General features: G+C 43.0%; 30 protein-coding genes. 24 read left to right on the top strand and 6 right to left on the bottom strand.

The features are described 5' to 3' along the window. Nucleotides 1-18: 18 nt before the first annotated feature. A complete protein-coding gene (locus NSQ16_RS11255) occupies nucleotides 19-891 on the bottom strand; it encodes a YitT family protein (RefSeq protein WP_003230635.1) in 873 nt (290 codons plus the stop codon). A gap of 139 nt (nucleotides 892-1,030) precedes the next feature. On the opposite strand from NSQ16_RS11255, the gene NSQ16_RS11250 reads away from it, so the two are divergent. The 18 genes from NSQ16_RS11250 to NSQ16_RS11165 all read left to right on the top strand — a co-directional run bounded on the left by NSQ16_RS11250 (nucleotide 1,031) and on the right by NSQ16_RS11165 (nucleotide 17,257). After that, nucleotides 1,031-1,366 (top strand): nucleotide pyrophosphohydrolase, encoded by a 336-nt coding sequence (locus tag NSQ16_RS11250; protein WP_004398044.1) that lies wholly within the window; start codon nucleotides 1,031-1,033, stop codon nucleotides 1,364-1,366. A gap of 11 nt (nucleotides 1,367-1,377) precedes the next feature. After that, nucleotides 1,378-2,181: a 4-hydroxy-tetrahydrodipicolinate reductase gene (dapB, locus tag NSQ16_RS11245; RefSeq protein ID WP_003230638.1), complete on the top strand. Its 804-nt coding sequence runs from the start codon at nucleotides 1,378-1,380 to the stop codon at nucleotides 2,179-2,181. A 15-nt stretch (nucleotides 2,182-2,196) separates the two neighbouring features. Continuing rightward, entirely contained in the window at nucleotides 2,197-2,610 is a 414-nt protein-coding gene (gene mgsA / locus NSQ16_RS11240) for a methylglyoxal synthase (RefSeq protein ID WP_003230640.1), read from the top strand. Beyond that, nucleotides 2,603-3,313, top strand: a complete 711-nt coding sequence (gene bshB1 / locus NSQ16_RS11235; RefSeq protein ID WP_230488229.1) for a bacillithiol biosynthesis deacetylase BshB1 — start codon at nucleotides 2,603-2,605, stop codon at nucleotides 3,311-3,313. The genes mgsA and bshB1 overlap by 8 nt, the downstream gene beginning before the upstream one ends. Next, nucleotides 3,310-4,443: an N-acetyl-alpha-D-glucosaminyl L-malate synthase BshA gene (bshA, locus tag NSQ16_RS11230; RefSeq protein WP_230488228.1), complete on the top strand. Its 1,134-nt coding sequence runs from the start codon at nucleotides 3,310-3,312 to the stop codon at nucleotides 4,441-4,443. The genes bshB1 and bshA overlap by 4 nt, the downstream gene beginning before the upstream one ends. Nucleotides 4,444-4,447: 4 nt before the next feature. Then, nucleotides 4,448-5,641, top strand: a complete 1,194-nt coding sequence (locus NSQ16_RS11225; protein ID WP_046381145.1) for a CCA tRNA nucleotidyltransferase — start codon at nucleotides 4,448-4,450, stop codon at nucleotides 5,639-5,641. After that, nucleotides 5,626-6,603 carry a biotin--[acetyl-CoA-carboxylase] ligase gene (locus tag NSQ16_RS11220; protein ID WP_119899536.1) on the top strand — a complete coding sequence of 326 codons (978 nt, stop codon included), beginning with the start codon at nucleotides 5,626-5,628 and terminating at the stop codon, nucleotides 6,601-6,603. Before NSQ16_RS11225 ends, NSQ16_RS11220 begins: the two co-directional genes overlap by 16 nt. Before the next feature lie 245 nt (nucleotides 6,604-6,848). Then, nucleotides 6,849-7,682: a 3-methyl-2-oxobutanoate hydroxymethyltransferase gene (panB, locus tag NSQ16_RS11215; RefSeq protein ID WP_003230652.1), complete on the top strand. Its 834-nt coding sequence runs from the start codon at nucleotides 6,849-6,851 to the stop codon at nucleotides 7,680-7,682. Nucleotide 7,683: 1 nt separating this feature from the next. Beyond that, the gene (gene panC / locus NSQ16_RS11210) at nucleotides 7,684-8,544 is read left to right on the top strand and encodes a pantoate--beta-alanine ligase (RefSeq protein ID WP_024571841.1); all 861 of its coding nucleotides are present in this window, start codon (nucleotides 7,684-7,686) and stop codon (nucleotides 8,542-8,544) included. Between the two features lies 1 nt (nucleotide 8,545). Next, the gene (gene panD, locus NSQ16_RS11205; protein ID WP_003225586.1) at nucleotides 8,546-8,929 is read left to right on the top strand and encodes an aspartate 1-decarboxylase; all 384 of its coding nucleotides are present in this window, start codon (nucleotides 8,546-8,548) and stop codon (nucleotides 8,927-8,929) included. Nucleotides 8,930-9,054: 125 nt separating this feature from the next. After that, nucleotides 9,055-11,850 (top strand): ATP-dependent DNA helicase DinG, encoded by a 2,796-nt coding sequence (gene dinG / locus NSQ16_RS11200; RefSeq protein ID WP_230488227.1) that lies wholly within the window; start codon nucleotides 9,055-9,057, stop codon nucleotides 11,848-11,850. A gap of 142 nt (nucleotides 11,851-11,992) precedes the next feature. Continuing rightward, nucleotides 11,993-12,163, top strand: coding sequence for a YpmA family protein (locus NSQ16_RS11195; RefSeq protein ID WP_003225588.1), 171 nt, complete (start codon nucleotides 11,993-11,995; stop codon nucleotides 12,161-12,163). An 8-nt stretch (nucleotides 12,164-12,171) separates the two neighbouring features. Further along, the gene (tseB, locus tag NSQ16_RS11190; protein ID WP_014477164.1) at nucleotides 12,172-12,657 is read left to right on the top strand and encodes a cell wall elongation/penicillin-binding protein regulator TseB; all 486 of its coding nucleotides are present in this window, start codon (nucleotides 12,172-12,174) and stop codon (nucleotides 12,655-12,657) included. 22 nt (nucleotides 12,658-12,679) lie between these two features. After that, complete coding sequence (gene aspB / locus NSQ16_RS11185) at nucleotides 12,680-13,861, top strand: aspartate transaminase AspB (protein WP_003230667.1); 1,182 nt, start codon at nucleotides 12,680-12,682, stop codon at nucleotides 13,859-13,861. 143 nt (nucleotides 13,862-14,004) lie between these two features. Further along, nucleotides 14,005-15,297, top strand: coding sequence for an asparagine--tRNA ligase (asnS, locus tag NSQ16_RS11180; RefSeq protein ID WP_004398777.1), 1,293 nt, complete (start codon nucleotides 14,005-14,007; stop codon nucleotides 15,295-15,297). A gap of 92 nt (nucleotides 15,298-15,389) precedes the next feature. Beyond that, nucleotides 15,390-16,088 (top strand): DNA replication protein DnaD, encoded by a 699-nt coding sequence (dnaD, locus tag NSQ16_RS11175; protein ID WP_004398499.1) that lies wholly within the window; start codon nucleotides 15,390-15,392, stop codon nucleotides 16,086-16,088. Between the two features lie 18 nt (nucleotides 16,089-16,106). Continuing rightward, the gene (gene nth, locus NSQ16_RS11170) at nucleotides 16,107-16,766 is read left to right on the top strand and encodes an endonuclease III (RefSeq protein WP_009967580.1); all 660 of its coding nucleotides are present in this window, start codon (nucleotides 16,107-16,109) and stop codon (nucleotides 16,764-16,766) included. Further along, nucleotides 16,763-17,257, top strand: coding sequence for a YpoC family protein (locus NSQ16_RS11165; RefSeq protein WP_009967579.1), 495 nt, complete (start codon nucleotides 16,763-16,765; stop codon nucleotides 17,255-17,257). The genes nth and NSQ16_RS11165 overlap by 4 nt, the downstream gene beginning before the upstream one ends. A gap of 75 nt (nucleotides 17,258-17,332) precedes the next feature. Here NSQ16_RS11165 and NSQ16_RS11160 read toward each other — a convergent pair whose 3' ends face one another. Together NSQ16_RS11160 and recU are read right to left on the bottom strand one after the other, a co-directional pair. Continuing rightward, nucleotides 17,333-20,083, bottom strand: coding sequence for a PBP1A family penicillin-binding protein (locus tag NSQ16_RS11160; protein ID WP_230488225.1), 2,751 nt, complete (start codon nucleotides 20,081-20,083; stop codon nucleotides 17,333-17,335). A gap of 21 nt (nucleotides 20,084-20,104) precedes the next feature. Continuing rightward, nucleotides 20,105-20,725: a Holliday junction resolvase RecU gene (gene recU / locus NSQ16_RS11155; RefSeq protein WP_015714153.1), complete on the bottom strand. Its 621-nt coding sequence runs from the start codon at nucleotides 20,723-20,725 to the stop codon at nucleotides 20,105-20,107. 40 nt (nucleotides 20,726-20,765) lie between these two features. Between recU and NSQ16_RS11150 the strand changes: the two genes are divergently transcribed. Then, entirely contained in the window at nucleotides 20,766-21,728 is a 963-nt protein-coding gene (locus NSQ16_RS11150; protein ID WP_230488224.1) for a DUF2515 domain-containing protein, read from the top strand. A gap of 24 nt (nucleotides 21,729-21,752) precedes the next feature. Here NSQ16_RS11150 and sspM read toward each other — a convergent pair whose 3' ends face one another. Continuing rightward, entirely contained in the window at nucleotides 21,753-21,857 is a 105-nt protein-coding gene (sspM, locus tag NSQ16_RS11145) for an acid-soluble spore protein SspM (protein ID WP_003225606.1), read from the bottom strand. Between the two features lie 198 nt (nucleotides 21,858-22,055). Here sspM and NSQ16_RS11140 point away from each other — a divergent pair, with 198 nt between their 5' ends. Continuing rightward, nucleotides 22,056-22,301, top strand: coding sequence for a YppD family protein (locus NSQ16_RS11140; RefSeq protein WP_015251831.1), 246 nt, complete (start codon nucleotides 22,056-22,058; stop codon nucleotides 22,299-22,301). A gap of 45 nt (nucleotides 22,302-22,346) precedes the next feature. Beyond that, the gene (locus NSQ16_RS11135; protein ID WP_015714151.1) at nucleotides 22,347-22,718 is read left to right on the top strand and encodes a YppE family protein; all 372 of its coding nucleotides are present in this window, start codon (nucleotides 22,347-22,349) and stop codon (nucleotides 22,716-22,718) included. Between the two features lie 38 nt (nucleotides 22,719-22,756). Here the strand turns inward: NSQ16_RS11135 and NSQ16_RS11130 are convergent, their stop codons facing one another. After that, the gene (locus NSQ16_RS11130; protein ID WP_003230690.1) at nucleotides 22,757-22,945 is read right to left on the bottom strand and encodes a YppF family protein; all 189 of its coding nucleotides are present in this window, start codon (nucleotides 22,943-22,945) and stop codon (nucleotides 22,757-22,759) included. A gap of 187 nt (nucleotides 22,946-23,132) precedes the next feature. Here NSQ16_RS11130 and NSQ16_RS11125 point away from each other — a divergent pair, with 187 nt between their 5' ends. Then, nucleotides 23,133-23,510, top strand: coding sequence for a YppG family protein (locus NSQ16_RS11125; protein WP_014477159.1), 378 nt, complete (start codon nucleotides 23,133-23,135; stop codon nucleotides 23,508-23,510). Nucleotides 23,511-23,530: 20 nt separating this feature from the next. Here the strand turns inward: NSQ16_RS11125 and NSQ16_RS11120 are convergent, their stop codons facing one another. After that, nucleotides 23,531-23,950 (bottom strand): Hsp20/alpha crystallin family protein, encoded by a 420-nt coding sequence (locus NSQ16_RS11120; protein WP_015714150.1) that lies wholly within the window; start codon nucleotides 23,948-23,950, stop codon nucleotides 23,531-23,533. 137 nt (nucleotides 23,951-24,087) lie between these two features. Between NSQ16_RS11120 and NSQ16_RS11115 the strand changes: the two genes are divergently transcribed. Both NSQ16_RS11115 and mrfA read left to right on the top strand, forming a co-directional pair. After that, the gene (locus tag NSQ16_RS11115) at nucleotides 24,088-24,594 is read left to right on the top strand and encodes a PTS glucose transporter subunit IIA (RefSeq protein ID WP_230488223.1); all 507 of its coding nucleotides are present in this window, start codon (nucleotides 24,088-24,090) and stop codon (nucleotides 24,592-24,594) included. Between the two features lie 102 nt (nucleotides 24,595-24,696). Continuing rightward, a complete protein-coding gene (gene mrfA, locus NSQ16_RS11110) occupies nucleotides 24,697-26,946 on the top strand; it encodes an ATP-dependent helicase MrfA (RefSeq protein ID WP_230488222.1) in 2,250 nt (749 codons plus the stop codon).

Below are 26,946 nucleotides of genomic sequence, written 5' to 3'. Positions count from 1 at the left end.
CCTTTTTTCTATTACATGTCAGCGCGGAAGCGGATTTTTATTTTCATCAAGCGTAAATCCTTCTCCGAGCACATCGTGAACATCGCTTACCGCTACAAAGGCATGGGGATCAATGGAGTTAATCACGCTTTTCAGCATCACCAATTCATTTTTCGGCACCACACAATAAAGTACATCTATATCCTCTTTTGTGTAGGAACCTTGTCCTTTCAAAATGGTGACGCCCCGTTCCATTTCTTCAAGAATCTTTTTCTGAATCAGGTCGTTTTTCGAAGAGATGATCGTAGCGCCTTTAGCAGCGTATCCGCCTTCCTGAATAAAATCGATTAATCTTGCCGCTACAAATACAGCTACCAGCGTATACATCGCTTCTTTATAGGAGAGATAAGTAAGCAAAGACAAAATGATGACGCAGGCATCGAAAGCAAACATCGTTCTGCCCATCGGAATCCCAAAATACTTATTCACTAAACGTGCGATGATATCAACACCGCCTGTCGTACCGCCGAACTTAAAAATAATACCCAGTCCGGCTCCGATGAATACGCCGGCAAATAAAGCGGCGAGCGCTAAGTCGTGCTGAAGGGGCATATGGATTTCATATCGCTGAAAGATGCTGAGGAACAAAGACAAAGCTACAGTGCCGACAAGGGTATAAACAAACATTGTCCTGCCGAGCAAACGCCAGCCAATAAAAAAAATCGGAATGTTCAACACCAGGTTCGATATAGAGGGGCTGATGTGGAAAAGGGCATAAAGCAAAAGTGTAATACCTGTAAAACCGCCCTCAGCCAGATTGTTCTGCATATTGAAATGAACCAAGCCAAATGAAAAAATTGCCGCTCCGATTAAAATAAAAAATATGTTTTTTAATCTAATTTCTCCAAGCATCACACAAAACCCCTTTTCCTTCCATTAGATAGCGTTTATATTATAGTGGATGAAAAAGAAAACAGCAAACGTGCTTAAACATTTGTCAAACGTATCTGAATTAGCTAACATGTAAGAGGATGATAGGAGGTTTCGTTCAGTGAGTGATAAAACAATGAAAGACATACAGGCTGAAGTAGACCGTTACATCGGCCAATTTAAAGAAGGATATTTCAGCCCGCTGGCCATGATGGCGAGGCTGACTGAAGAACTGGGCGAGCTTGCCAGAGAAGTGAATCACCGTTATGGAGAAAAACCAAAAAAAGCGACTGAAGATGATAAAAGCATGGAAGAGGAAATGGGCGATGTGCTATTTGTATTGGTTTGTTTAGCTAACTCCCTTGATATCTCTTTAGAGGAAGCCCACGACCGAGTCATGCATAAATTTAATACAAGAGATAAAGATCGCTGGACCAGAAAAGAAGAAGGAAAGTAGAGGAGATCAAGATGTCAAACGAAACAATTAAAGTAGTCATTGCGGGACCGCGTGGAAGAATGGGGCAGGAAGCTGTTAAATTGGCAGAACGAACACCACATTTTGACCTTGTCGGGGCCATAGACCATACATACGATCAGCAAAAATTATCTGATGTGATGCCTGTTGAGTCAGATGCTTTCATTTACACAGATATCCATGCCTGCTTTACAGAAACACAACCGGATGTCTTGATTGACTTAACAACGCCCGAAATCGGAAAAGTACATACAAAAATTGCATTAGAGCACGGAGTCCGTCCAGTTGTCGGAACAACCGGTTTCTCAGAAGCTGATTTAAAAGAGCTCACATCTTTAACAGAAGAAAAAGGGATCGGAGCCATCATCGCGCCAAATTTTGCGCTCGGTGCGATACTGATGATGAAATTTTCAAAAATGGCTGCCAACTATTTTGAGGATGTTGAGATTATTGAGCTTCATCATGACCAGAAGCTTGACGCACCAAGCGGAACTGCGCTTAAAACAGCGGAAATGATTTCAGAAGTCCGTAAAGAAAAGCAGCAAGGACATCCGGATGAAAAAGAAATTCTCCCAGGAGCAAGAGGAGCGGAGCAAAACGGCATTCGCTTGCACAGCGTCCGTCTTCCGGGACTGATCGCGCATCAGGAGGTCATGTTCGGCATGGATGGCCAAACGCTTCAGATACGCCATGATTCTTATAACCGTGCTTCTTTCATGTCAGGCGTTAAACTGTCAGTCGAACAAGTCATGAAGATTGATCAGCTTGTGTATGGTTTAGAAAATATCATTGATTAGACGGGGGGATAAACAATGAAAATTGCTTTGATCGCGCATGACAAGAAAAAACAGGACATGGTTCAATTTACGACTGCCTATCGGGATATTTTAAAGAATCATGATCTATACGCAACCGGAACCACAGGGTTGAAAATTCATGAGGCGACAGGTCTTCAAATTGAACGTTTTCAATCCGGCCCTTTAGGGGGAGACCAGCAAATCGGTGCACTGATCGCTGCCAATGCACTCGATCTTGTCATTTTTTTGCGCGACCCGCTGACCGCGCAGCCGCATGAACCGGATGTCTCGGCATTAATCCGGTTATGTGATGTGTATTCCATTCCGCTCGCCACAAATATGGGTACTGCGGAAATTCTTGTGCGCACACTTGATGAAGGTGTTTTCGAATTCCGTGACCTTCTTCGGGGAGAAGAGCCGAATGTATAATGCTGACGTTCTTGCTTTTGGCGCCCACAGTGATGATGTCGAGATCGGAATGGGCGGCACAATAGCGAAGTTTGTCAAACAGGAAAAAAAAGTAATGATATGCGATTTGACAGAAGCGGAACTCTCTTCTAACGGTACGGTCAGTTTGCGTAAAGAAGAAGCAGCTGAAGCAGCCCGCATATTAGGCGCAGATAAAAGAATTCAGCTAACGCTTCCAGACCGCGGCCTAATAATGAGTGATCAGGCAATTCGGTCAATTGTCACTGTCATCAGAACCTGCCGGCCAAAAGCGGTTTTTATGCCGTATAAAAAGGATCGCCATCCGGATCACGGCAATGCGGCTGCACTGGTGGAAGAAGCGATCTTTTCCGCCGGAATCCATAAATATAAAGACGAAAAAAGCCTTCCGGCGCATAAAGTCAGCAAGGTTTACTATTATATGATAAATGGTTTTCATCAGCCGGATTTTGTTATTGATATCTCGGATACAATAGAGGCGAAGAAACTAAGCCTCAACGCCTACAAAAGCCAGTTTATCCCGTCAAAGGATTCCGTTTCTACTCCTCTGACGAATGGGTATATTGAAATCGTTGAAGCGAGAGAAAAGCTTTACGGTAAAGAAGCGGGCGTGGAGTATGCCGAAGGTTTCTTTTCCAAACGGATGCTGATGCTTGATCATGATGTGCTTGGGGGCGAACAATGAGAAAACTAAAAATAGGAATCACATGCTATCCGAGCGTTGGAGGCTCAGGTATCATTGCGACAGAACTGGGGAAGCAGCTTGCTGAAAAGGGACATGAAATCCATTTCATCACATCAAGCATTCCGTTTAGACTGAATACATATCATCCCAATATTCATTTTCATGAAGTTGAGGTTAATCAATATGCTGTTTTTAAGTATCCTCCGTATGATTTGACATTGGCAAGCAAAATCGCTGAGGTGGCGGAACGGGAGAATTTAGACATTATCCATGCTCACTATGCTCTCCCGCATGCCGTTTGCGCCTATCTTGCAAAACAAATGCTGAAACGTAATATCGGCATTGTTACAACATTGCATGGCACGGATATCACGGTGTTAGGTTATGATCCGTCTCTAAAAGATCTGATCCGTTTTGCTATTGAGTCATCAGACAGGGTGACGGCCGTCTCCTCAGCGCTTGCGGCTGAAACATACGATTTAATTAAACCGGAGAAAAAAATTGAAACGATTTATAACTTTATAGACGAGCGCGTGTATCTGAAGAAAAACACAGCGGCAATTAAAGAGAAACATGGAATTTTACCAGATGAAAAAGTCGTCATCCATGTGTCCAACTTCAGAAAAGTTAAACGCGTGCAGGATGTCATCCGTGTGTTCCGCAATATCGCTGGCAAAACGAAAGCGAAGCTGCTTTTAGTCGGAGACGGTCCGGAGAAATCGACAGCCTGCGAGCTTATCAGAAAATATGGCTTGGAAGACCAAGTCTTAATGCTTGGAAATCAAGACCGTGTTGAAGAGCTTTATTCTATTAGCGATTTGAAGCTGCTGCTATCTGAAAAAGAAAGCTTCGGCCTTGTCCTGCTTGAAGCGATGGCTTGCGGAGTGCCTTGTATCGGAACAAATATTGGCGGTATCCCTGAGGTTATTAAAAACAATGTGAGCGGATTTTTGGTGGATGTCGGTGATGTTGCGGCCGCAACAGCCCGCGCGATGAGCATTTTAGAAGATGAACAGCTAAGCAATCGTTTTACAAAGGCGGCAATAGAGATGCTTGAAAATGAATTTTCTTCCCAAAAAATTGTCAGCCAGTATGAACAGATTTATGCCGATTTAGCAGAACCGGAGTGATCACATGGAAAAAGTTTTTATCAAAGCACTTCCCGTGCTCCGCATCTTAATCGAAGCAGGCCATCAGGCTTATTTTGTCGGAGGCGCAGTTCGTGACAGCTATATGAAACGAACGATCGGAGATGTCGATATCGCGACAGATGCGGCACCTGATCAAGTAGAACGGCTGTTTCAGCGGACTGTTGATGTAGGCAAAGAGCACGGGACCATTATTGTGCTCTGGGAGGATGAAACCTATGAAGTCACGACATTCCGGACTGAATCTGATTATGTTGATTTCAGAAGACCGTCAGAAGTGCAATTTATCTCATCATTAGAAGAGGATCTAAAACGCAGAGATTTAACGATCAATGCGATGGCCATGACAGCGGATGGGAAGGTGCTTGATTATTTTGGCGGCAAGAAAGATATTGATCAGAAAGTGATTCGAACCGTTGGAAAGCCTGAGGATAGATTTCAAGAGGATGCGCTTCGTATGCTGAGAGCCGTACGCTTTATGAGCCAGCTTGGCTTTACGCTTTCACCGGAAACAGAAGAAGCCATTGCGAAAGAAAAATCACTCCTCTCCCATGTTTCAGTCGAACGAAAAACTATAGAGTTCGAGAAATTGCTGCAGGGAAGAGCTTCTCGCCAGGCGCTTCAAACACTCATTCAAACGAGATTGTATGAAGAGCTTCCTGGTATTTATCATAAACGAGAAAACCTGATTTCAACGAGTGAGTTTCCATTCTTCTCTTTAACATCCCGTGAGGAACTTTGGGCTGCTCTTTTAATTAACCTTGACATAGTCTTGAAAGACGCGCCCCTTTTCCTGAAAGCCTGGAAGCTCCCGGGAAAAGTGATCAAGGAAGCCATTCACATTGCTGATACGTTTGGCCAGAGCCTTGACGTAATGACAATGTACAGAGCTGGGGAAAAAGCACTGCTCTCTGCGGCCAAAATATCGCAGCTTCGGCAAAACGAAAAACTGGATGAAAAGAAACTGAAGGACATTCAGTACGCTTATCAAAACCTGCCGATCAAAAGCCTTAAGGATCTTGATATCACGGGTAAGGACTTGCTTGCGCTTCGAAACCGACCGGCTGGAAAATGGGTGTCGGAAGAATTACAGCGGATCGAGCAGGCTGTTGTGACAGGGAAGCTCTCCAATCAAAAGAAACACATAGAGGAGTGGCTGAAGACATGCGGTCAACATTAAGAAAAGACCTTATTGAATTATTTTCTCAGGCCGGCAATGAATTTATTTCTGGCCAAAAAATCAGTGATGCTCTCGGCTGTTCAAGAACTGCTGTGTGGAAGCATATTGAAGAGCTTCGGAAAGAGGGTTATGAAGTAGAAGCCGTTAGAAGAAAAGGATATCGGCTCATCAAAAAACCCGGAAAACTCAGTGAAAGCGAAATTCGTTTTGGATTAAAAACGGAAGTGATGGGCCAGCATCTTATTTACCATGACGTTCTTTCAAGCACGCAAAAAACGGCTCATGAGCTCGCGAATAATAACGCACCGGAAGGCACCCTCGTGGTGGCTGACAAACAAACAGCCGGAAGGGGCCGAATGTCTAGGGTATGGCATTCTCAAGAAGGGAACGGTGTTTGGATGAGCCTGATTTTGCGGCCTGACATTCCGCTCCAAAAAACACCGCAGCTGACTCTGCTTGCTGCAGTAGCTGTTGTGCAGGGAATAGAAGAGGCAGCAGGCATCCAAACGGATATTAAATGGCCAAATGATATTTTGATTAACGAAAAAAAAACAGTCGGTATCCTAACGGAAATGCAGGCTGAAGAAGACCGCGTACGTTCAGTGATCATTGGGATCGGCATTAACGTTAACCAGCAGCCTAATGATTTTCCAGATGAATTGAAGGACATCGCGACAAGCCTCAGCCAAGCTGCTGGGGAAAAAATTGATCGGGCCGGCGTCATCCAGCATATTTTACTATGCTTTGAGAAACGGTACCGGGATTATATGACGCACGGATTTACGCCGATTAAGCTTTTATGGGAAAGCTATGCGCTCGGTATTGGCACTAATATGAGAGCCAGAACGTTAAACGGAACCTTTTACGGTAAGGCGTTAGGTATAGATGATGAAGGCGTTCTGCTTTTAGAAACGAACGAAGGCATTAAAAAAATCTATTCTGCCGATATCGAATTGGGCTAATGTGTTGGTACAAGCCCGTTGATTTTGGTATACTTCCATTGGGCAGTATCGCCTGCGAACTGCACCTATTATTAAAATAGATAGACATTGCAGCAGTCTGCCTTGATCCAAAAAAGGACTGGGACAGAGGGATGAAACTCGCCGAACTTTAGAAAGTGAAGAATCCTTCTCGTTGTAACGGAAGGTTTTTTGGCTTGCAGAAGAAAACGGCAGATCATCTCCTCTAAACATGAGGAGGAGAAAACATGAAAACAAAACTGGATTTTCTAAAAATGAAGGAGTCTGAAGAACCGATTGTCATGCTGACCGCTTATGATTATCCGGCAGCTAAACTTGCTGAACAAGCGGGAGTTGATATGATTTTAGTCGGTGATTCACTTGGAATGGTCGTCCTCGGCCTTGATTCAACTGTCGGTGTGACAGTTGCGGACATGATCCATCATACAAAAGCCGTTAAAAGGGGTGCGCCGAATACCTTTATTGTGACAGATATGCCGTTTATGTCTTATCACCTGTCCAAGGAAGATACGCTGAAAAATGCAGCGGCAATCGTTCAGGAAAGCGGAGCTGACGCACTGAAGCTTGAGGGCGGAGAAGGCGTGTTTGAATCCATTCGCGCATTGACGCTTGGAGGCATTCCAGTAGTCAGTCACTTAGGTTTGACACCGCAGTCAGTCGGCGTACTGGGCGGCTATAAAGTACAGGGCAAAGACGAACAAAGCGCCAAAAAATTAATAGAAGACAGTATAAAATGCGAAGAAGCAGGAGCTATGATGCTTGTGCTGGAATGTGTGCCGGCAGAACTCACAGCCAAAATTGCCGAGACGCTAAGCATACCGGTCATTGGAATCGGGGCTGGTGTGAAAGCGGACGGACAAGTTCTCGTTTATCATGATATTATTGGCCACGGTGTTGAGAGAACACCTAAATTTGTAAAGCAATATACGCGCATTGATGAAACCATCGAAACAGCAATCAGCGGATATGTTCAGGATGTAAGACATCGTGCTTTCCCTGAACAAAAGCATTCCTTTCAAATGAACCAGACAGTGCTGGACGGCTTGTACGGGGGAAAATAAGATGAGACAGATTACTGATATTTCACAGTTGAAAGAAGCCATAAAACAATATCATTCAGAGGGCAAGTCAATCGGATTTGTCCCGACGATGGGGTTTCTGCATGAGGGCCATCTAACCTTAGCAGACAAAGCAAGACAAGAAAACGACGCCGTTATTATGAGTATTTTTGTGAATCCTGCACAATTCGGTCCTAATGAAGATTTTGAAGCATATCCGCGCGATATTGAGCGGGATGCAGCTCTTGCAGAGAACGCCGGAGTCGATATTTTATTTACGCCAGATGCTCATGATATGTATCCCGGTGAAAAGAATGTCACGATTCATGTAGAAAGACGCACAGACGTGTTATGCGGGCGCTCAAGAGAAGGACATTTTGACGGGGTCGCGATCGTACTGACGAAGCTTTTCAACCTAGTCAAGCCGACTCGTGCCTATTTCGGTTTAAAGGATGCGCAGCAGGTAGCTGTTGTTGATGGGTTAATCAGTGACTTCTTCATGGATATTGAATTGGTTCCTGTCGATACGGTCAGAGAGGAAGACGGCTTAGCCAAAAGCTCTCGCAATGTATACTTAACAGCTGAGGAAAGAAAAGAAGCGCCTAAGCTGTATCGGGCCCTTCAAACAAGTGCGGAGCTGATCCAAGCCGGTGAAAGAGATCCTGAAGCGGTGATAAAAGCTGCAAAAGAAATCATTGAAACGACTAGCGGAACCATAGACTATGTGGAGCTTTATTCCTATCCGGAACTCGAGCCTGTGAATGAAATTGCTGGAAAGATGATTCTCGCTGTTGCAGTTGCTTTTTCAAAAGCGCGTTTAATAGATAATATCATTATTGATATTCGAGAAATGGAGAGAATATAATATGTATCGAACAATGATGAGCGGCAAGCTTCACAGGGCAACTGTTACGGAAGCAAACCTGAACTATGTGGGAAGCATTACAATTGATGAAGATCTCATTGATGCTGTGGGAATGCTTCCTAATGAAAAAGTACAAATTGTGAATAATAATAATGGAGCACGTCTTGAAACGTATATTATTCCTGGTAAACGGGGAAGCGGCGTCATATGCTTAAACGGTGCAGCCGCACGCCTTGTGCAGGAAGGAGATAAGGTCATTATTATTTCCTACAAAATGATGTCTGATCAAGAAGCGGCAAGCCACGAGCCGAAAGTGGCTGTTCTGAATGATCAAAACAAAATTGAACAAATGCTGGGGAACGAACCAGCCCGTACAATTTTGTAGAAGAAAAGCCCCCTTTATCGGGGGTTTTCTTTTAAGATTTTGAGAGTAAAACGGTTTTGCCGCTCCATTTCCGTACAAAACGTGTTACACTTTTGTCGTATGCAAGAATTGAGGTGTCCATTTTAATGAATAAGCAACGGTTCGTTGTTATAGATGTAGAGACAACAGGGAATTCGCCGAAGAAAGGCGATAAAATCATACAAATCGCAGCGGTTGTAATCGTAAATGGACAAATTACTGAGCGGTTTTCAAAATACATTAATCCAAATAAATCAATCCCTGCTTTTATTGAGCAGCTTACTGGAATCTCTAATCAAATGGTAGAAAATGAACAGCCATTTGAAGCAGTTGCTGAAGAAGTATTCCAATTGCTTGATGGCGCTTATTTTGTCGCCCACAATATCCATTTTGACCTTGGATTTGTCAAGTATGAGCTACATAAGGCGGGCTTTCAGCTCCCAGATTGTGAAGTGCTTGATACTGTCGAGCTCTCACGCATTGTTTTTCCGGGATTTGAAGGGTATAAGCTGACGGAATTAAGCGAGGAGCTTCAGCTGCGGCATGATCAGCCGCACCGGGCTGACAGCGATGCTGAAGTGACAGGGCTTATTTTTTTGGAAATCCTTGAAAAGCTACGGCAGCTTCCTTATCCGACATTAAAGCAGTTAAGAAGGCTTTCGCAGCATTTCATCAGTGATCTGACGCATTTGTTGGATATGTTCATTAATGAAAACAGACATACCGAGATACCGGGCTATACGCGCTTTTCTTCGTTTTCTGTCAGAGAACCTGAAGCTATCGCTGTTCGTATAAATGAGGACGAGAACTTCTCATTTGAGATCGAAAGCTGGGAAGCGGGAAATGAAAAAGCGCTGTCAGAGTTAATGCCTGGGTATGAAAAAAGAGACGGCCAAATGATGATGATGAGAGAGGTGGCTGATGCGTTTGCCAATCGTGAGCATGCGCTGATTGAAGCTCCTCCAGGCATCGGAAAAACGATTGGCTATCTTATTCCGGCTGCGCTTTTTGCCAAGAAATCAAAAAAGCCGGTCATAATCAGCACGTATTCGACGCTTTTACAGCAGCAGATTCTCACAAAGGATTTGCCGATTGTCCAAGATCTGTTTCCATTTCCGGTAACAGCGGCGATTTTAAAAGGGCAATCGCATTATTTATGCCTGTATAAATTTGAGCAGGTGCTTCATGAAGAAGATGAAAATTATGATGCCGTACTGACAAAGGCACAGCTTCTTGTTTGGCTGACAGAGACAAATACAGGAGATGTAGCGGAACTGAATTTGCCTTCAGGCGGAAAATTGCTGTGGGACAGATTGGCTTATGACGATGGCTCCTATAAAAGATGTCTCAGTGAGCATGTGATCGGTTTTTACGAGCGGGCCAAACAGATTGCTATGCGCTCCGATTTGGTGATCACCAATCATTCCCTTTTGCTGACCGATGAAGGCAGCCAGAAAAAAAGGCTTCCCGAAAGCGGCACATTTATTATTGATGAAGCACACCATTTTGAACGTGCGGCAAGCGAACATTTAGGGAAAAGAGCCACGTACATAGAATTGCATACGAAATTGAGCAGAATCGGCACTCTGAAGGAGCAGGGACTTCTAAAAAAGATGAGACAGCTATTCCAGCGAAACAGCCTGCCGGTTGATTCATTTTTCGAATTGGAAGAGTGGCTTCAGCACGTTCAAGCAGAAAGTGATGCTTTCTTCAGCTCTGTACATTCTTTTGTCAAACGAAGAAAACCTAAAGAAGACTTAAACCGTCTAGTGTTTAAGGTGAACAAAGAAAGCCAGGATAAAAGCTGGTCGATCTTAACGGATGGTGCGGAGAGGCTTTGTTCCATGCTGACACATTTGCAGCAGCTTTTTGAGGCACAGTCATCCCTGATGGAAAAACATTTGAAGGGTATGAAGAGCAAAACCGTCTTTTTAGCCGATGAATACCAAAGAAGCATGAAAGGCTTGCAGCATTACTGTCAGACGTTGCAGAAGCTCTTCTTTGGGTCTGATGACGATGAAGCGGTTTGGATTGAAATAGATGCAAAGGGTGCGAAAAATGCAGTGGCCATTTACGCACAGCCTCTTGAACCTGGTGAACTTCTGGCTGATCAGTTTTTCGCGCGCAAAAATAGTGTGGTGCTGACATCTGCAACTCTTACAGTCGAAGGTTCTTTTCAATTTATGATTGAACGACTGGGACTGAGTGACTTTTTCCCGCGGACAATGAGAATTGAGTCACCCTTTTCTTACGATGAGCGTATGCAGGTGATGATTCCAAAGGAAATGAAATCAATTCAGGATACAGGGCAACCTGAATTTATACAGGATACAGCCCGTTATATCGAACTGATGGCAAAGGAAAAACAGCCTAAAATTCTTGTGCTGTTTACATCCCATGATATGCTGAAAAAGGTTCACCAGGAGCTTAAGCATAACATGAGTGCTTCCGGCATTCAGCTCTTGGCACAAGGGATTACAGGCGGAAGTCCCGGCAAGCTGATGAAGACTTTTAAAACATCCAATCAGGCGATCCTGCTCGGAACAAATCATTTTTGGGAAGGCGTTGATTTCCCTGGTGATGAGCTGACGACAGTAATGATCGTGAGGCTCCCATTCCGGTCCCCTGATCACCCGCTTCATGCTGCAAAATGTGAGCTTGCCCGCAAAAAAGGAAAGAATCCGTTTCAAACAGTGTCATTACCGGAAGCTGTGCTGACCTTCAGGCAAGGAATCGGACGCTTGCTGCGTTCTGCGGGAGACAAGGGAACGATTATTATATTGGACAGACGGATTAAAACCGCTGGTTACGGCCGGCTGTTTCTTGATGCCTTGCCGACAACCTCAGTATCCGAAATGACTGACAGCGAGCTTGAAGCTTATGTTGCAGGGGAAAAAGAATAAAAGCCGCATAAAGCGGCTTTTGCGGTGTGGGAGTAGGATGGTGTTTTATTTAAAAGCGGATTTCCCGCTCTGTGATACTAGTATGGCGTGTCCTGAAATGGAGTATGACTAACAATATTTGTTCAAACTGGAGGATGAAAAAATGGAAAGTAAAATCGAAATTCTTTCAACAATTAATGTAGAGCATTCTGATGATCTGTATAAAATTGTGGACACATTGAATCGTACATTGAAAAGAGACAATCTGATGTTCGGCCTTGCGCTGGATGAAGAAAACAAAAACCAAGCCGTTTTTACCATTTATCGTACGTAGGTGAGAAGATGAGAAAAAAAGCATTAATATTTACCGTCATTTTTGGTATTATTTTTTTAGCAGTACTTCTTGTCTCGGCAAGCATTTATAAATCAGCCATGGCACAAAAGGAAGAGGGGCACGAAGCAGCAGCTGCTGAAGCTAAAAAAGAAACCGATCTCGCCAATGTTGATCAAGTCGAAACATTTGTCGGAAAAGAAAAATATTATGTTGTAAAGGGAACGGATAAAAAAGGCACTGCATTATATGTCTGGGTTCCTGCTGATAAAAAAGCAAAAATTCTCTCAAAAGAAGCGAAAGAGGGAATCTCTGAAGACAAAGCGGCTAAAATCATAAAGGATGAAGGGCTGGTTTCAAAGCAAAAAGAGGTTCATCTGGCAAGAGAAGGAAACGTCCTGCTTTGGGAAGTGACGTACTTAGACAAAGAAGGGCAATACAGTTTAAGTTATGTGGACTTTACAACTGGAAAGATTCTCAAAAATATCACGCCTTAAGACGAATTAGGGGGAGTTCAAGTTGAAACTGGCAAAAAGAGTATCCGCATTAACACCATCAACCACACTGGCAATCACAGCGAAAGCGAAAGAACTGAAAGCCGCAGGCCATGATGTCATCGGCTTAGGAGCAGGCGAACCTGACTTCAATACACCGCAGCATATTATTGATGCCGCTGTGCGTTCGATGAACGAGGGCCATACGAAATACACGCCTTCCGGTGGTTTGGCTGAACTGAAAAACAGCATTGCAGAGAAATTTAAACGCGACCAGAATATTGAATACAAACCGTCTCAAATTATTGTCTGCACTGGTGCCAAACATGCTCTGTATACCCTTTTCCAAGTGATTTTGGATGAAGAAGATGAAGTTATTATTCCAACGCCTTACTGGGTAAGCTACCCGGAGCAGGTGAAACTCGCTGGCGGAAAGCCTGTTTATGTAGAAGGGCTTGAGGAAAATCACTTCAAAATTTCGCCTGAGCAGCTGAAAAATGCAATTACGGAAAAAACAAAAGCAATCGTTATTAACTCTCCAAGCAACCCGACTGGTGTCATGTATACGGAAGAAGAACTATCTGCACTCGGTGAAGTGTGCCTTGAACATGATATCTTGATTGTGTCAGATGAAATTTATGAAAAACTTACATACGGCGGAAAGAAACATGTTTCCATTGCACAGCTGTCAGACAGACTGAAAGAGCAAACGGTCATTATAAACGGCGTATCGAAGTCCCACAGCATGACAGGCTGGAGAATCGGTTATGCGGCAGGCTCTGAAGACATTATTAAAGCGATGACGAACCTTGCAAGCCACAGCACGTCAAACCCGACATCAATCGCACAATACGGAGCGATTGCTGCTTATAACGGGCCTTCTGAGCCATTGGAAGAAATGAGAGAAGCATTTGAACATAGATTAAATACGATCTATGCAAAGCTCATAGAAATCCCAGGGTTCAGCTGTGTGAAGCCGGAAGGTGCTTTTTACTTGTTCCCGAATGCAAAAGAGGCAGCTCAATCTTGCGGTTTCAAAGATGTAGATGAATTTGTTAAAGCGCTTCTCGAGGAGGAAAAAGTTGCGATTGTTCCAGGATCCGGATTTGGCTCTCCTGAGAATGTCCGTCTTTCTTATGCAACATCGTTAGATCTTCTTGAAAAAGCCATTGAAAGAATCAAGCGTTTTGTAGAAAAACATAGCTAACAGATCAAAAAGCGGCTGACAGAAAAGCCGCTTTTTATCTGCATTGACCCGGTTAGTTAAGAGCGGGTATAATAAAGTGATGATAAAAGAGTTCGCGGGGCAATGAGCTTCCGAATGTCTTTCTTGTTTTGGAGGGAAATATGTTGAAAACAACAATCAACCAAGTGTACAAGCACGTAGGTGAGGAAGTAACGATCGGAGCTTGGGTCGCTAATAAGCGTTCAAGCGGGAAAATTGCGTTTTTACAGCTTCGGGACGGAACCGGTTTTATTCAGGGTGTCGTAGTAAAAGCGGAAGTGGAAGAAAGCATTTTCCAAACAGCTAAATCAGTGACGCAGGAAACGTCGCTCTATATAAAAGGGATTGTCAAAGAGGACGAGCGTTCTCCGCTTGGATATGAACTTGCTGTGACAGATATTGAAGTCATTCACGAAGCGACCGATTATCCAATTACACCAAAAGAACACGGAACGGAATTTTTAATGGATCACAGACATTTATGGCTGCGTTCAAAGCGCCAGCATGCGATCATGAAAATCCGTAATGAAATCATTCGCGCGACTTACGAATTCTTTAATAACGAAGGCTTCGTAAAAGTGGATCCGCCGATTTTGACTGGAAGCGCACCTGAAGGAACAACAGAACTCTTTGCCACAAAGTACTTTGATGAAGATGCATATCTGTCTCAAAGCGGCCAGCTCTACATGGAAGCTGCGGCAATGGCTTTAGGAAAAGTATTCTCTTTCGGACCGACATTCAGAGCGGAAAAGTCTAAAACAAAGCGTCACTTAATCGAATTCTGGATGATCGAACCGGAAATGGCGTTTGTAGAATTTGAAGAAAACCTTCAAGTACAGGAAAATTACGTTTCTTTCATCGTGCAATCAGTTCTTAAAAATTGCAAAATTGAACTAAACACATTGGGAAGAGACACGTCAAAACTTGAGCAAATCAAAGCTCCGTTCCCAAGAATTACGTATGATGAAGCGATTGAATTTCTGAAAGAAAAAGGCTTTGACGATATCGAGTGGGGAGATGATTTCGGAGCGCCTCATGAAACAGCGATTGCTGAACACTATGACAAACCGGTATTCATCACTCGCTATCCGACGTCCTTAAAACCGTTCTATATGCAGCCGGCTTCTGACCGTGAGGACGTTGTGCTTTGCGCTGACTTGATTGCGCCGGAAGGCTATGGAGAAATCATCGGCGGGTCTGAACGGATTCACGATATGGAACTTTTGGAATCGCGTCTTAAAGAACATGGACTGGATTCTGACGCATATAAATGGTATGCTGAACTTAGAAAATATGGATCAGTTCCTCATTCCGGCTTCGGCCTTGGATTAGAGCGGACAGTAGCTTGGATCAGCGGAGCGCCTCACGTTCGTGAAACGATTCCGTTCCCAAGACTGTTAAACCGTCTGTATCCGTAATACATTCAAATGAAACAAAAAAGAGTCTCCTGCAAGGGAGACTTTTTACAGTAAAGGGGCAATCACAATCCTTTACAGTAAGAGGTGTGACGATGAAAAAACAGCAATTTATTGATATGCAGGAGCAGGGAACATCAACCATTCCCAATCTTCTGCTCACGCATTATAAACAGCTTGGGCTTAATGAAACAGAACTTATTCTGCTGTTAAAAATTAAAATGCATTTAGAAAAAGGATCATATTTTCCTACACCGAATCAGTTGCAGGAAGGTATGTCAATTTCTGTTGAAGAATGCACAAACAGATTGCGGATGTTTATTCAAAAAGGCTTTCTGTTTATTGAAGAATGCGAGGATCAAAACGGCATCAAATTTGAGAAATATTCTCTTCAGCCTTTATGGGGGAAACTGTACGAGTATATTCAGCTTGCACAGAATCAAACACAGGAAAGAAAAGCAGAAGGGGAACAAAAAAGCCTTTATACCATTTTTGAGGAAGAGTTCGCAAGGCCGTTATCGCCTTTGGAGTGTGAAACGCTGGCGATCTGGCAGGACCAGGATCAGCATGACGCACAACTGATCAAACACGCGTTAAAAGAGGCTGTACTATCAGGAAAACTCAGTTTCCGCTACATTGACCGGATTTTGTTTGAATGGAAGAAAAACGGGCTTAAAACTGTGGAGCAGGCAAAAATACACAGCCAAAAATTCCGGCGTGTACAAGCAAAGCAGAATGAACCGCAAAAAGAGTATAAAAGGCAGGTTCCTTTTTACAATTGGCTTGAACAATAAAGTGAAAAGGTGACAATCGTGTTAAATCTAAAACAAATTGAATTCTGTTTAGACAAGATAGGTGACATGTTTCCTCATGCGGAGTGTGAACTGGTTCATTCCAATCCTTTTGAATTAGTGGTGGCTGTTGCTTTATCTGCGCAATGTACAGATGCACTTGTAAACAGAGTGACCAAAACATTATTCCAAAAATATAAACGGCCGGAAGACTATTTGGCTGTTCCGCTGGAAGAGCTTCAGCAGGATATTAAATCAATCGGTTTATATCGTAATAAAGCGAAAAATATTCAAAAGCTGAGTAAAATGATTATTGAAGATTACGGCGGAGAAGTGCCGAGAGACCGCGATGAGCTTGTCAAACTGCCAGGGGTCGGGAGAAAGACCGCAAACGTAGTGGTATCCGTTGCGTTTGGCGTGCCGGCCATTGCCGTAGATACCCATGTGGAGAGAGTCAGCAAACGATTGGGCATTTGCCGGTGGAAGGACTCGGTTCTGGAAGTTGAAAAGACGCTGATGCGCAAGGTTCCCAAAGAAGACTGGTCCGTTACGCATCACCGGCTTATTTTCTTCGGCAGATATCACTGTAAAGCCCAATCTCCGCGCTGTGCGGAGTGTCCGCTGCTTTCTTTGTGCAGAGAAGGGCAGAAGAGGGATAAAAAAGGACTGGTGAAACGATGACGCAAGCAAAAGAAGTGTTGGCTTCCTATGAGCAATACTTGCGCAGTCTTGGCCAGAAGAGTTCCTCGGATATGAAGAAAACCTTGCAGACCAATCCCGTGTATTTTGATTTCTGCACGGAATTACAAGGCGATTTGCCATGGGAGGACAGCGGGAAATACGTTCCGCTTTTATTTGAAGTGTGGGATGACATCAAAGCATCACTTCTCCCAGTCTTTCAAACACGAAAATCGAGATGTGACCAAAACGAAATGTTAAAGGGCATTGTGTGTTTGCTGGCTTCGTTACATTGGACAGCAGGTGAGCCGGTGAAATCGCTCGATTGGCAAGAACTGAGGGAGAAATCATATCCCGCAAAGCCGATTAATTGGGCTGAACGAGTGGAATTTATTCTTCTTAAGCCGACCCAATACCATTGCTTTATTCAGCTTGATGAGCTGATTACCGAAATGAAAAAGCATTTTTATAAATATCATGCGATGAATCGATAAAACCTCCTGTTAAAACGGGAGGTTTTTTATTGTGTACCAAAAAAGCCATCACCCCAAAGGTGACGGCTTTTTTGTTTAATTTGTTTTTTCAATGGATGATGAGTTTGTTTGTGTTTTATTAGATGTGTCTGTTTTATTTTTATTCGTGTCAGAACCTGTTGAATCATTCTTACCAGAGTTCGAATCACCATCCGACGTATCCTGGTTGTTACTGTTGTCGTTATCGTTATCGTTATCGTTTGATTGGTCTTGGTTATTGTTGTCGGACGGATTGGTGTTCGTATTGTCTTGTTTTTTGTCTTGATCGTTTGTTGAATCATCTGTCTGATCTTGATCCGTCTGACCGTCATCTTTTTGAGAATCATCAGTTTGTGTATCATCCTGAGTCTTCTCATCATCTTGTTTTTCATCATCAGTTTGCTGCTGGTCTTTTTTATCTTCATCGTCTTCAGCTTTTGGCACCTCATAGGATGTGGAAGCTGTACTTTTGCCATCATCACTGACGGCTGTTACTTCGAATTTGTACACAGATCCTGGCTGCACACCCGAAATGACTGCTTCTTTTGCAGAGCTGTTTTGAATTTCCGAGTAGCTGCCGCCGTCAACAGATTGCTTAACAGCAAAGGTCGCATCTCCGTCGTAATTCCAGCTTAACGTTAAAGATTGATTGTCTTTATCGTATTTCACGTTTAAACCAGACAGTTTAGCTGTTTCCTCTTTTTCTTCTTTCTCATATGTTTTAGAAACAGTAGAAGGAGCTGTGCCTTTAACAAAGTACTCTGTGAGCTTCTTATCGCTTGGCGTATTTGGCCCTGCCAGTTTTGCAGGGTTTGAGCCTTTTTCTACAGAGGCTTCCACTACGCTGTCAGGCTTCTCAAATGATCCGCTTCCGTCATCGACATCAGCAATGAGCTGGGCGAAGATGCGCTTTGCAACTTTTTGTTCTTCAGTTGAAAGAGATTTCTTTCCAGCTTCGTTTTCTCCCATTCCCGTCCAGACGGCAGCTGTATATTGTGGTGTGTAGCCAACGAACCAAGAATCTCGGGCGCCACCGCTAGCGATATTGTACCTTTTGACTTCATTATCATCAAAGTTAGTCGTTCCTGTTTTTCCTGCAACTTCTACACCAGGTACTTGTGCAAGCTGTCCAGTACCTGTCTTAACAGCTGTTTTCAGCATATCTGTAATCATAAACGCAGTGTAATCGCTCATTGCTGACTTTGATTTTGGTGTTAAGTCAAGCTTTGTACCATCGTTAAATTCAATAGACTTTACGAAATGGGGTTCATTATACGTTCCGTTATTTCCAAACGCGCTGTATGCACCTGCCATTGTCAGAGGAGAAACACCATCGTTCCCACCGAAACCGCCAATAGAATAGGCCTCTGTTACATTATCTTTTGTTAAACCAAGGCCAAGTCCATTTGCAAAGTCTACAGCAGTATCTTTACCGACTGCCTGGAATGCTTTTAAAGCAGGTATATTTCTTGATTGGGCCAGAGCGTAACGCATTGAGATAGGCCCTAGATATTTGCGGTCCCAATCACGAATCGGTTTTCCGTCAGAATACGTATAAGCTGAGTCATCAATTTGTTCGTATGTGGACCATTTCTTATTTTCAATAACTGGTCCATAGTCCAAAATCGGTTTTATGGTCGAACCAGGCTGTGCCTTAGTTTGAGTAGCATAGTTAAAGCCTCCGACAGGCTGATTGCGTCCCGCACCAATCGCTCGGACTTCTCCGTTTTTGGTATCGAGAAGCGTCACACCGCCCTGCATGCCTTCAGTAAATCCGACAGTGTCTCCGTCCATTAATTCATCTAGTTTGTCTTGTGCTTTTGTATCTAATGTTGTATAAATCTTTAATCCGTCAGTACCTGGATTGACATCAGATTTTTCTTCAATTTCTTTCATGACTTCTTCAACAAACGCGCTGTATTTGTTTGAATTGTTTTTTTCATATTCCTTTTGTGAAACAACGCCTTCGTCTTTCACTGCCACTTTTTTCGCTTTGTTGTATTGAGAATCAGAAATAAATCCTTGCTTTTTCATCAGACTGAGGACGATGTTCCGTCTTTTTTCCGCTTTATCCGGGTTTTTAACGGGGTTGTACGCTGTCGGGCTTTGCGGCATACCCGCGAGTGTCGCAGCTTGTTCCACAGTCAATTTGCTTAAATCTGTGACGCCGAAAAATTCTTCCGCCGCTTTTCCGATTCCGTATGCTCTAGGAGAAAAATAAATCCGGTTTAAATACATTTCTAAAATTTCATCTTTAGAGTAATTGCGCTCCAGCTGAATTGAAAGCCACACTTCCTGTACCTTCCGTTTCAGCGTCTTTTGATGGGACAGAAGGGAATTCTTAACGACCTGCTGGGTGATCGTACTTCCGCCTTCAGCTCCGAAGCCGTCTTTAAAGTTGGCGACAAGGGCACCTCCGATACGGACAGGGTCAATCCCGTGGTGTTCGTAAAAACGTGCGTCTTCTGTCGCGATAAAGGCTTCTTTTACGACATCAGGTATTTCATCTATTGAGACGTAGGACCGCTTTTCGGAACCGTATTCAGCAATTTCTTTTCCGTTTTTATCATAAATCGTTGATGAATAAGGCGTCTTCAATTTGCTTTCGTCTAGTGAAGGCGCATCTGAAACCATAACGGCAAATGTAACAGCACCGCCAACTACGCCTAAAACAAACAGAATGAGTAAAGTGAAAAGGGTCTTTTTAAACAATCCGCCCTTTTTTCGTTTCTTGCCTTTTTTCGGTGAAGGACTCGACTTGCTGTTCGCTTTTCGTCGAGCTTCACGGCTGTTAAATTGATCTGACATAACATCTCAACCTTTCGTTAATCAACCTTTCGCACCAGATGATGGCGAAAAATAAAGCTGTTCAATAATACTAATATAATCAATTCTGGGTGCGTATCCAAGAGAAATCGGATAAGCTGTTTCTTCCAACTCATCTTTTCGAATTGATTTTCTGCCGTTTTTTTCTTTTCTGTCCCAGAAATAAAACAGCTTATCGGCTTCCAAAAAATAAACCTGGTCGAAAGCGGATATAATAACAAAACAAATACCGTCTTGAGCCTTTACCTGCTTCATATGCTCGATTTGATGGGCATGAAAATTCTGCAGGGGGAAAGAAGTCTTGTTTTTCGTTTCTTTCGCCTCAAAATCAATATACCGCCCTTTGTAAATCCCATTGTAGTCTGTTGTCGATGATTGTTTAAAGTAAGCTTCTTTAATCACTGCGGCACTTCTTTTTGGATAATGGACATTTACAATTTGAACAGGTGTCGGCTTTTTGTGTATAACGGCAATTTGGTTTGTCAGATAATACTTATTCGTTTCGTTTAAGTCATCTTCGAGGGTCATTCCGCGATTACTGTAAGACGGGGCCCTTTTCTGACTGTTTTGGGATGAAACCGAATGTTTCGGCTGAAATGTTTTTCCGTTAGGATACCGAATCACTTTCTCATCCTCCTTATTAAACTAATCATGACGGAAGTGAATGAACGTGCAAGAACAACAGACCATTAGAAAGCTTCTGAGCCGGATTGAGCGGCAGACAAAAATAAAAAACGCGGATAACATTTCAAGAACAAATGCTTATAAAGCATTTTACGACCGTCACCCGGAAATCAAATGGTCACTCTTGGCTTCTTTCGTTTCTCGTAATGCCGGCTGGTCAATGACTGACTTAAAAGGCAGTCTGTTTCAGCTTGGACTTCGTGAGAGACAGCAAAAATGGTTCTTTTTAGCCTATGAAAGAGCGAACTGGCTTATTTTTTCGGATGCCTATCCGCAGCTTCTACTATACCACTGGTCAAAAAGAGTCGGGAAACCGCTGTTTCATCTTCTGCATGTGTTTGGCGTCTCACAATTTATGTCGGAAGAGTGGACCCGTTTTTGGCATGACCGAAATACGGAGCGGCTAATGTATGCCCTCATTATAAATGAACAAAACACTATCCAAACACCTATTATACAAAATCCTTCGTTTAAAAAGAATGTTTTTGACACGATTCCTTTTTATTTAAGTGACTGGTTTCATTTTAACACCGTTATTTTTCCTTCCTCAAATGGGTTTCTTTACGGCATTTCAGTGAAACGCTTTTCAAAGGCGGAGGAAAGGATAAGGCTGGGAAAGCAGCTGTCTCAATTGCTGTTCAAGCCAGAATTGTTCTCCTCTTTTTATCACTTTTTGCACACAGTGTCGCACTCAGGTTCCCGTTTTGATATGGAAAAGATGATCGGGATTACAAAAAGAACATCTCCTATGCTAAGGACATGCTACCCTGAGTTAATCCACTCATTAGACGGAACGAAAACAGATTGGTTTCATGGAAAGATAAAGAAAACGTTCTTTAGGCGCGAGGAATTGCCGAAGCAGATTGAATTGACAGACTGGTATTTACATAAAAAGCGCCAGCTTCATGCGCTTTTTGCGGTGGAGCAGTGGCTCAAAAAATAAAGAAGCAAGGAAATTCCTTGCTTCTTACGTAGAAGGGCGGTTCGGGCCGCCTAATTTTTTATCTAAAGAATCGATTGCCTTTGATTCAGTCTTTTTTTGCTGGCCGGCTTTTTTCGGTCTTGTTTTCATACGGCACCTCCTCACAAGTATCGTTTGCATTAAGGAGGAGGATCATACAATTTTTGCGGGTGTTTTTGTCGAAAACTTCAGCTTTTCGTGGAATACCTGTTTGTTTGGCGATTTGCTTCTAGTTTTGTCATGAGGAAGGAAAGAGCCTTGAGAGCAAAGAATGTTAACCGGGAGAGACAAGGAAAGGGAGGTACACGAATGTCCGGTTATGTATGCAAGACAGATATTCTCCGTATGCTTTCTGATATAGAAGATGAATTAACGCGAGCTGAGCAAAGCCTGAATCATTCTGTAAATGCATTAGAGGCTGAGATGCGGGAAACGGAAAACGATCGCCTAAGTATGCTTGAAGAAGAAATCATAGATCTTCATATTTGTATAAATGAGCTGTATCAATCGCCTGAACACAGGTATGCGTTTGAGAAGGTATACCGCATCGGCTGAATTTGTGAGTGAAATTTGGTACGATAGGCATTGAGGTGAAAGGTATTGCTATCACAAACATTGCTGGAAATGACCGAGCAAATGATTGAAGTTGCTGAAAAAGGCGCTGATCGGTATCAGGAAGGAAAAAACAGTAATCATTCTTATGATTTTTTTGAGACGATAAAGCCTGCAGTTGAAGAGAATGATGAACTGGCGGCCCGCTGGGCAGAGGGTGCTCTTGAATTGATAAAAGCCCACCGGCCAAAATATGTGCATAAAGAGCAAATTGAGACTGTAAAGGATAATTTCCTGGAATTGGTCCTTCAATCATATGTTCATCATATTCATAAAAAACGATTCAAGGACATCACTGAGTCAGTCCTTTATACATTGCACGCAGTAAAGGATGAAATTGCAAGAGAAGACAGCCGGTAAAAGGCTGTCTTCTTTTCGTTTTTATAGGGGGCCGGACGTTAATTCATCTCATATGCCGGGCTTTCTGCTCCATTTGCTTCGAGAACCTTCATACTGTTACGAAACTCAGTTATGCTGAGATGTCCTTGAATATAGAGGAACTTGGCAAAGTCCATCAGTTTATTCATACAGTCTGTTTCATATTTCTTCATTTCTGCAAAACGTTTGCTTAAGTATGATACGTTCATTATGGTGCATCCCCTCTCATCTGTATTGAAAATATGGTACCATAATGATTCGACTTTTTTCTGTTTTTAAAAAATTTAAACTTTCGACACAATTTGACAAATGCTAATCATCACTTGTGACACAAACAATAGAAGTCATTCATACATATATAGAAGAGAAATATGTTGTGTTTAGGGGGGAATCGCAATGAACAGGAGCTCTCGAAGCTATCCTCGGCAAATGGGCTATTATTATCCTCAGCAAATGCAAGGATATTATCAGCAGGCTGCACCCGGTTATTTAGAGCAACAACTGCCTCAGCAGCATTATGGACAGCAGGATTATTATCAGCCCTATGCTCCGATCCAGCCTATGCCTATGCAGCCGCCTGTATTTTCTAACCCTTATCCTATCCCAAGGCCTAATCAACAGCAGCCTTCGCAATTTCAAAGCATTATGTCGCAGTTCAAAAAAGCCAATGGGCAATTTGATTTTAATAAAATGATGGATACGACAGGTCAAGTAATGAGTGCAATGAATCAGGTCGGATCTTTAATAAAGGGATTTACCAGCTTTTTTAAATGATAAAAGCATGAATGAATCGTTCATTCATGCTTATTTTTTGGAAAGAAAAGTGTCATTGTCTGCTCGTTCCAAGACGTTTCCATATCTTCTTGGCGAACTTCATAAGGCAGCTGAACCGTTCTTGTCATGCTTGTAAAGGTAGCCTCATTTTGGTGTTTCTGTTTTTCTTGGAGTGTTACATGGAGATACCTCGATTTAACATCAACGACGATCTCGCCATCTCGAAACGTCGCCGGAATGGTAATATCGATATACAGCCCAGTATCTTTTTCTCTGACATGTATGGTCGTCTGCACATCCTTTAAACTCGAGTTGATCAGGTTCTGAAATCCGTTTATAAGGTTGCCGAACGCTGAGGATTGAAAAAGAGTGTCGATTGCCTCCGTTATGATTTCTTCTTTCTTTTGCAGTTCGTTCTTTTTGTCATCATAGAATTCCAATTTCGCCACCGCCTTTTTTAACCAGATTATGCGTCTATGCCAGATGTTGTTATAAATTGAAGCAAAATTGAAAGTGTGGTTAAATAGTGGTGAATGAAGGGATAACGGTTGAAGTGAATGAGAAGGGAGAAAATACATTGCTGAAAAAATTATTCGGAATGGGCAAAACTCAGGAAAAGGTGACAGAAGAGGTTATTTATTCTCCGGCAGACGGTACAGTAATGGACCTGTCAGATGTACCGGACCCTGTTTTTTCACAGAAAATGATGGGAGAAGGAATAGCGGTGGAACCTTCTAGCGGTGAAATCGTTTCTCCTGCTGAAGGTGAAGTCATTCAGATTTTCCACACCAAACACGCCGTTGGCATTCGGACTCGCTCGGGAATTGAGCTGTTAATTCATGTCGGGCTGGAGACAGTCAATATGAACGGAGAAGGATTTACTGCCCACATTAAAGAAGGGGATAAAGTGAAGGTCGGTGACCCGCTGATTACATGTGATTTGGAATTAATAAAAGAAAAAGCGAGCAGCACAGTCATCCCAATCGTTATAATGAATGGTGAGGCTGTAGGATCAATGGTGCCGGCAGGCGAAAAGGCTGCTCGTAAAGGCAAATCAAAGCTCCTTACAATAAAAGCGAAATAAGCAGGGCGTATGCCTTGCTTTTTTTATTCAACTGTATATAATTTGCACCTAGCCATGCAAACAAATATTCGGTAAACTGTACTTGACAAAGAGGTGTAAAGAATGAAAAAGAAATCACTGACTGAACTCATTTCTGATTTAAAAGGAAATGAAAACGTTGTGAATTGGCATGAAATTGAGCCTCGGGAAGCAAAAACAAGGCCTATGCCCGAAAGTATAGACGAGAGAATCAAAGCGGCCCTTTCGAAAAGGGGCATTGATGAACTATATACTCACCAATATTCCGCTTTTCAATATGTGCAAAAAGGAGAGAGCATCGTTACCGTAACGCCAACAGCATCAGGAAAAACGTTATGCTACAACCTCCCAGTCCTGCAGTCCATCGCCCAAGATGAAACAAACCGGGCGTTATATTTATTTCCGACTAAAGCGCTGGCACAAGACCAAAAGAGCGAGCTAAATGAAATTATTGATGAAATGGGCATTGATATTAAAAGCTTTACATATGACGGGGATACGTCTCCGGCAATCAGACAAAAGGTGAGAAAAGCAGGTCATATTGTCATTACAAACCCCGATATGCTGCATTCTGCCATTCTACCGCATCATACGAAATGGGTCAGTTTGTTTGAAAACCTTAAGTATATCGTCATCGATGAGCTTCATACGTATCGAGGTGTGTTCGGCAGCCATGTGGCAAATGTGATCCGGCGGCTAAAGCGGATCTGCCGGTTTTATGGAAGTGATCCGGTTTTTATTTGTACTTCCGCAACAATTGCCAACCCAAAGGAATTGGGAGAGCAGCTGACAGGCAAACCGATGCGGCTGGTCGATGACAACGGCGCACCGAGCGGACGCAAGCATTTTGTGTTTTACAATCCGCCAATTGTGAACAAACCGCTCAATATTAGAAGGAGCGCAACCGCAGAAGTGAATGAACTGGCGAAAGAGTTCCTTAAAAACAAAGTGCAGACCATTGTTTTTGCCAGAAGCAGAGTTCGGGTGGAAATTATTTTAAGCCATATTCAGGAGCTTGTGAAAAAAGAGATTGGAACAAAATCAATCAGAGGCTATCGGGGAGGCTATCTGCCGAAAGAGCGAAGAGAAATCGAAAAAGGCCTGAGAGAAGGCGACATTTTAGGAGTGGTCAGTACGAATGCCTTAGAGCTTGGTGTTGATATCGGCCAGCTGCAAGTGTGTGTAATGACGGGGTATCCCGGAAGTGTTGCAAGTGCTTGGCAGCAGGCGGGACGAGCCGGCAGAAGACATGGTGAATCTTTGATTATCATGGTAGCCAATTCAACACCGATTGACCAATATATTTTGCGGCATCCTGAATATTTCTTTAATCGTTCGCCTGAATCTGCAAGAATCAATCCGGAGAATTTGATTATTTTAGTAGACCACTTAAAGTGTGCGGCTTATGAGCTTCCTTTTAGAGCTGATGAAGAATTTGGACCCATGGAAGTCAGTGATATTCTTGAGTATCTTGAGGAAGAGGCTGTTCTTCACCGCAACGGCGAACGGTACCATTGGGCAAGTGAGTCGTTTCCTGCTTCAAACATCAGTTTGCGTTCCGCCTCCCAGGAAAATGTCGTTATAGTTGATCAGTCGGATATTGCAAATGTAAGGATTATCGGTGAAATGGACCGTTTTAGTGCGATGACGCTTTTGCATGATGAAGCGATTTATTTGCATGAAGGCGTTCAGTATCAAGTTGAGAAGCTCGATTGGGACCATAAAAAGGCGTATGTCAGAAAAGTCGATGTCGAATATTATACGGATGCAAACCTGGCAGTTCAGCTGAAGGTATTAGAAATCGATAAAACGAAAGAAAAAAGCCGTACGTCATTGCACTACGGAGACGTCACTGTCAATGCCCTGCCGACCATTTTTAAAAAAATAAAAATGACCACTTTTGAAAATATTGGGTCTGGACCTATTCATTTGCCGGAAGAAGAACTGCATACAAGTGCAGCTTGGCTCGAAATCAAAACAGCGGATGAAGACATCGGGGAAAAGACACTGGAACAGCTGCTTCTTGGCATCTCGAATGTGCTGCAGCATATTGTCCCTGTGTATATCATGTGTGATCGAAATGATGTTCATGTTGTTTCTCAAATTAAAGCAGCCCATACCGGATTGCCAACCATATTTTTATATGATCATTATCCGGGCGGTATCGGTTTGGCGGAGGAAGTCTTTAAACGTTTTTCAGACATTAATGAAGCGGCGAAACAACTGATTACACATTGTCCTTGTCATGACGGCTGTCCGTCTTGTATAGGTACGGAAATAGAAGGGATAAAAGCAAAGGAAAGAATTTTGCAGCTGTTGGATCAAATGTCGTAA

The organism is Bacillus sp. PS108, assembly GCF_037963335.1.
Taxonomy (GTDB): domain Bacteria; phylum Bacillota; class Bacilli; order Bacillales; family Bacillaceae; genus Bacillus; species Bacillus subtilis.
The sequence above is the reverse complement of the archived record's forward strand: the minus strand, read 5'-3'. Positions and strand labels throughout refer to the sequence as shown.

Excerpts from the sequence above, each read along its gene's own strand:
- NSQ16_RS11160 (WP_230488225.1), bottom strand. The coding sequence starts at position 20,083 with ATGTCAGATCAATTTAACAGCCGTGAAGCTCGACGAAAAGCGAACAGC.
- NSQ16_RS11165 (WP_009967579.1), top strand. The coding sequence starts at position 16,763 with ATGACGCAAGCAAAAGAAGTGTTGGCTTCCTATGAGCAATACTTGCGC.
- bshA (WP_230488228.1), top strand. The coding sequence starts at position 3,310 with ATGAGAAAACTAAAAATAGGAATCACATGCTATCCGAGCGTTGGAGGC.
- NSQ16_RS11225 (WP_046381145.1), top strand. The coding sequence starts at position 4,448 with ATGGAAAAAGTTTTTATCAAAGCACTTCCCGTGCTCCGCATCTTAATC.
- sspM (WP_003225606.1), bottom strand. The coding sequence starts at position 21,857 with ATGAAAACAAGACCGAAAAAAGCCGGCCAGCAAAAAAAGACTGAATCA.
- NSQ16_RS11150 (WP_230488224.1), top strand. The coding sequence starts at position 20,766 with ATGAACGTGCAAGAACAACAGACCATTAGAAAGCTTCTGAGCCGGATT.
- NSQ16_RS11125 (WP_014477159.1), top strand. The coding sequence starts at position 23,133 with ATGAACAGGAGCTCTCGAAGCTATCCTCGGCAAATGGGCTATTATTAT.
- NSQ16_RS11195 (WP_003225588.1), top strand. The coding sequence starts at position 11,993 with ATGGAAAGTAAAATCGAAATTCTTTCAACAATTAATGTAGAGCATTCT.
- bshB1 (WP_230488229.1), top strand. The coding sequence starts at position 2,603 with ATGTATAATGCTGACGTTCTTGCTTTTGGCGCCCACAGTGATGATGTC.
- panB (WP_003230652.1), top strand. The coding sequence starts at position 6,849 with ATGAAAACAAAACTGGATTTTCTAAAAATGAAGGAGTCTGAAGAACCG.
- NSQ16_RS11220 (WP_119899536.1), top strand. The coding sequence starts at position 5,626 with ATGCGGTCAACATTAAGAAAAGACCTTATTGAATTATTTTCTCAGGCC.
- panD (WP_003225586.1), top strand. The coding sequence starts at position 8,546 with ATGTATCGAACAATGATGAGCGGCAAGCTTCACAGGGCAACTGTTACG.
- NSQ16_RS11140 (WP_015251831.1), top strand. The coding sequence starts at position 22,056 with ATGTCCGGTTATGTATGCAAGACAGATATTCTCCGTATGCTTTCTGAT.
- panC (WP_024571841.1), top strand. The coding sequence starts at position 7,684 with ATGAGACAGATTACTGATATTTCACAGTTGAAAGAAGCCATAAAACAA.
- NSQ16_RS11130 (WP_003230690.1), bottom strand. The coding sequence starts at position 22,945 with ATGAACGTATCATACTTAAGCAAACGTTTTGCAGAAATGAAGAAATAT.
- NSQ16_RS11255 (WP_003230635.1), bottom strand. The coding sequence starts at position 891 with ATGCTTGGAGAAATTAGATTAAAAAACATATTTTTTATTTTAATCGGA.
- dnaD (WP_004398499.1), top strand. The coding sequence starts at position 15,390 with ATGAAAAAACAGCAATTTATTGATATGCAGGAGCAGGGAACATCAACC.
- tseB (WP_014477164.1), top strand. The coding sequence starts at position 12,172 with ATGAGAAAAAAAGCATTAATATTTACCGTCATTTTTGGTATTATTTTT.
- dinG (WP_230488227.1), top strand. The coding sequence starts at position 9,055 with ATGAATAAGCAACGGTTCGTTGTTATAGATGTAGAGACAACAGGGAAT.
- mgsA (WP_003230640.1), top strand. The coding sequence starts at position 2,197 with ATGAAAATTGCTTTGATCGCGCATGACAAGAAAAAACAGGACATGGTT.
- mrfA (WP_230488222.1), top strand. The coding sequence starts at position 24,697 with ATGAAAAAGAAATCACTGACTGAACTCATTTCTGATTTAAAAGGAAAT.
- dapB (WP_003230638.1), top strand. The coding sequence starts at position 1,378 with ATGTCAAACGAAACAATTAAAGTAGTCATTGCGGGACCGCGTGGAAGA.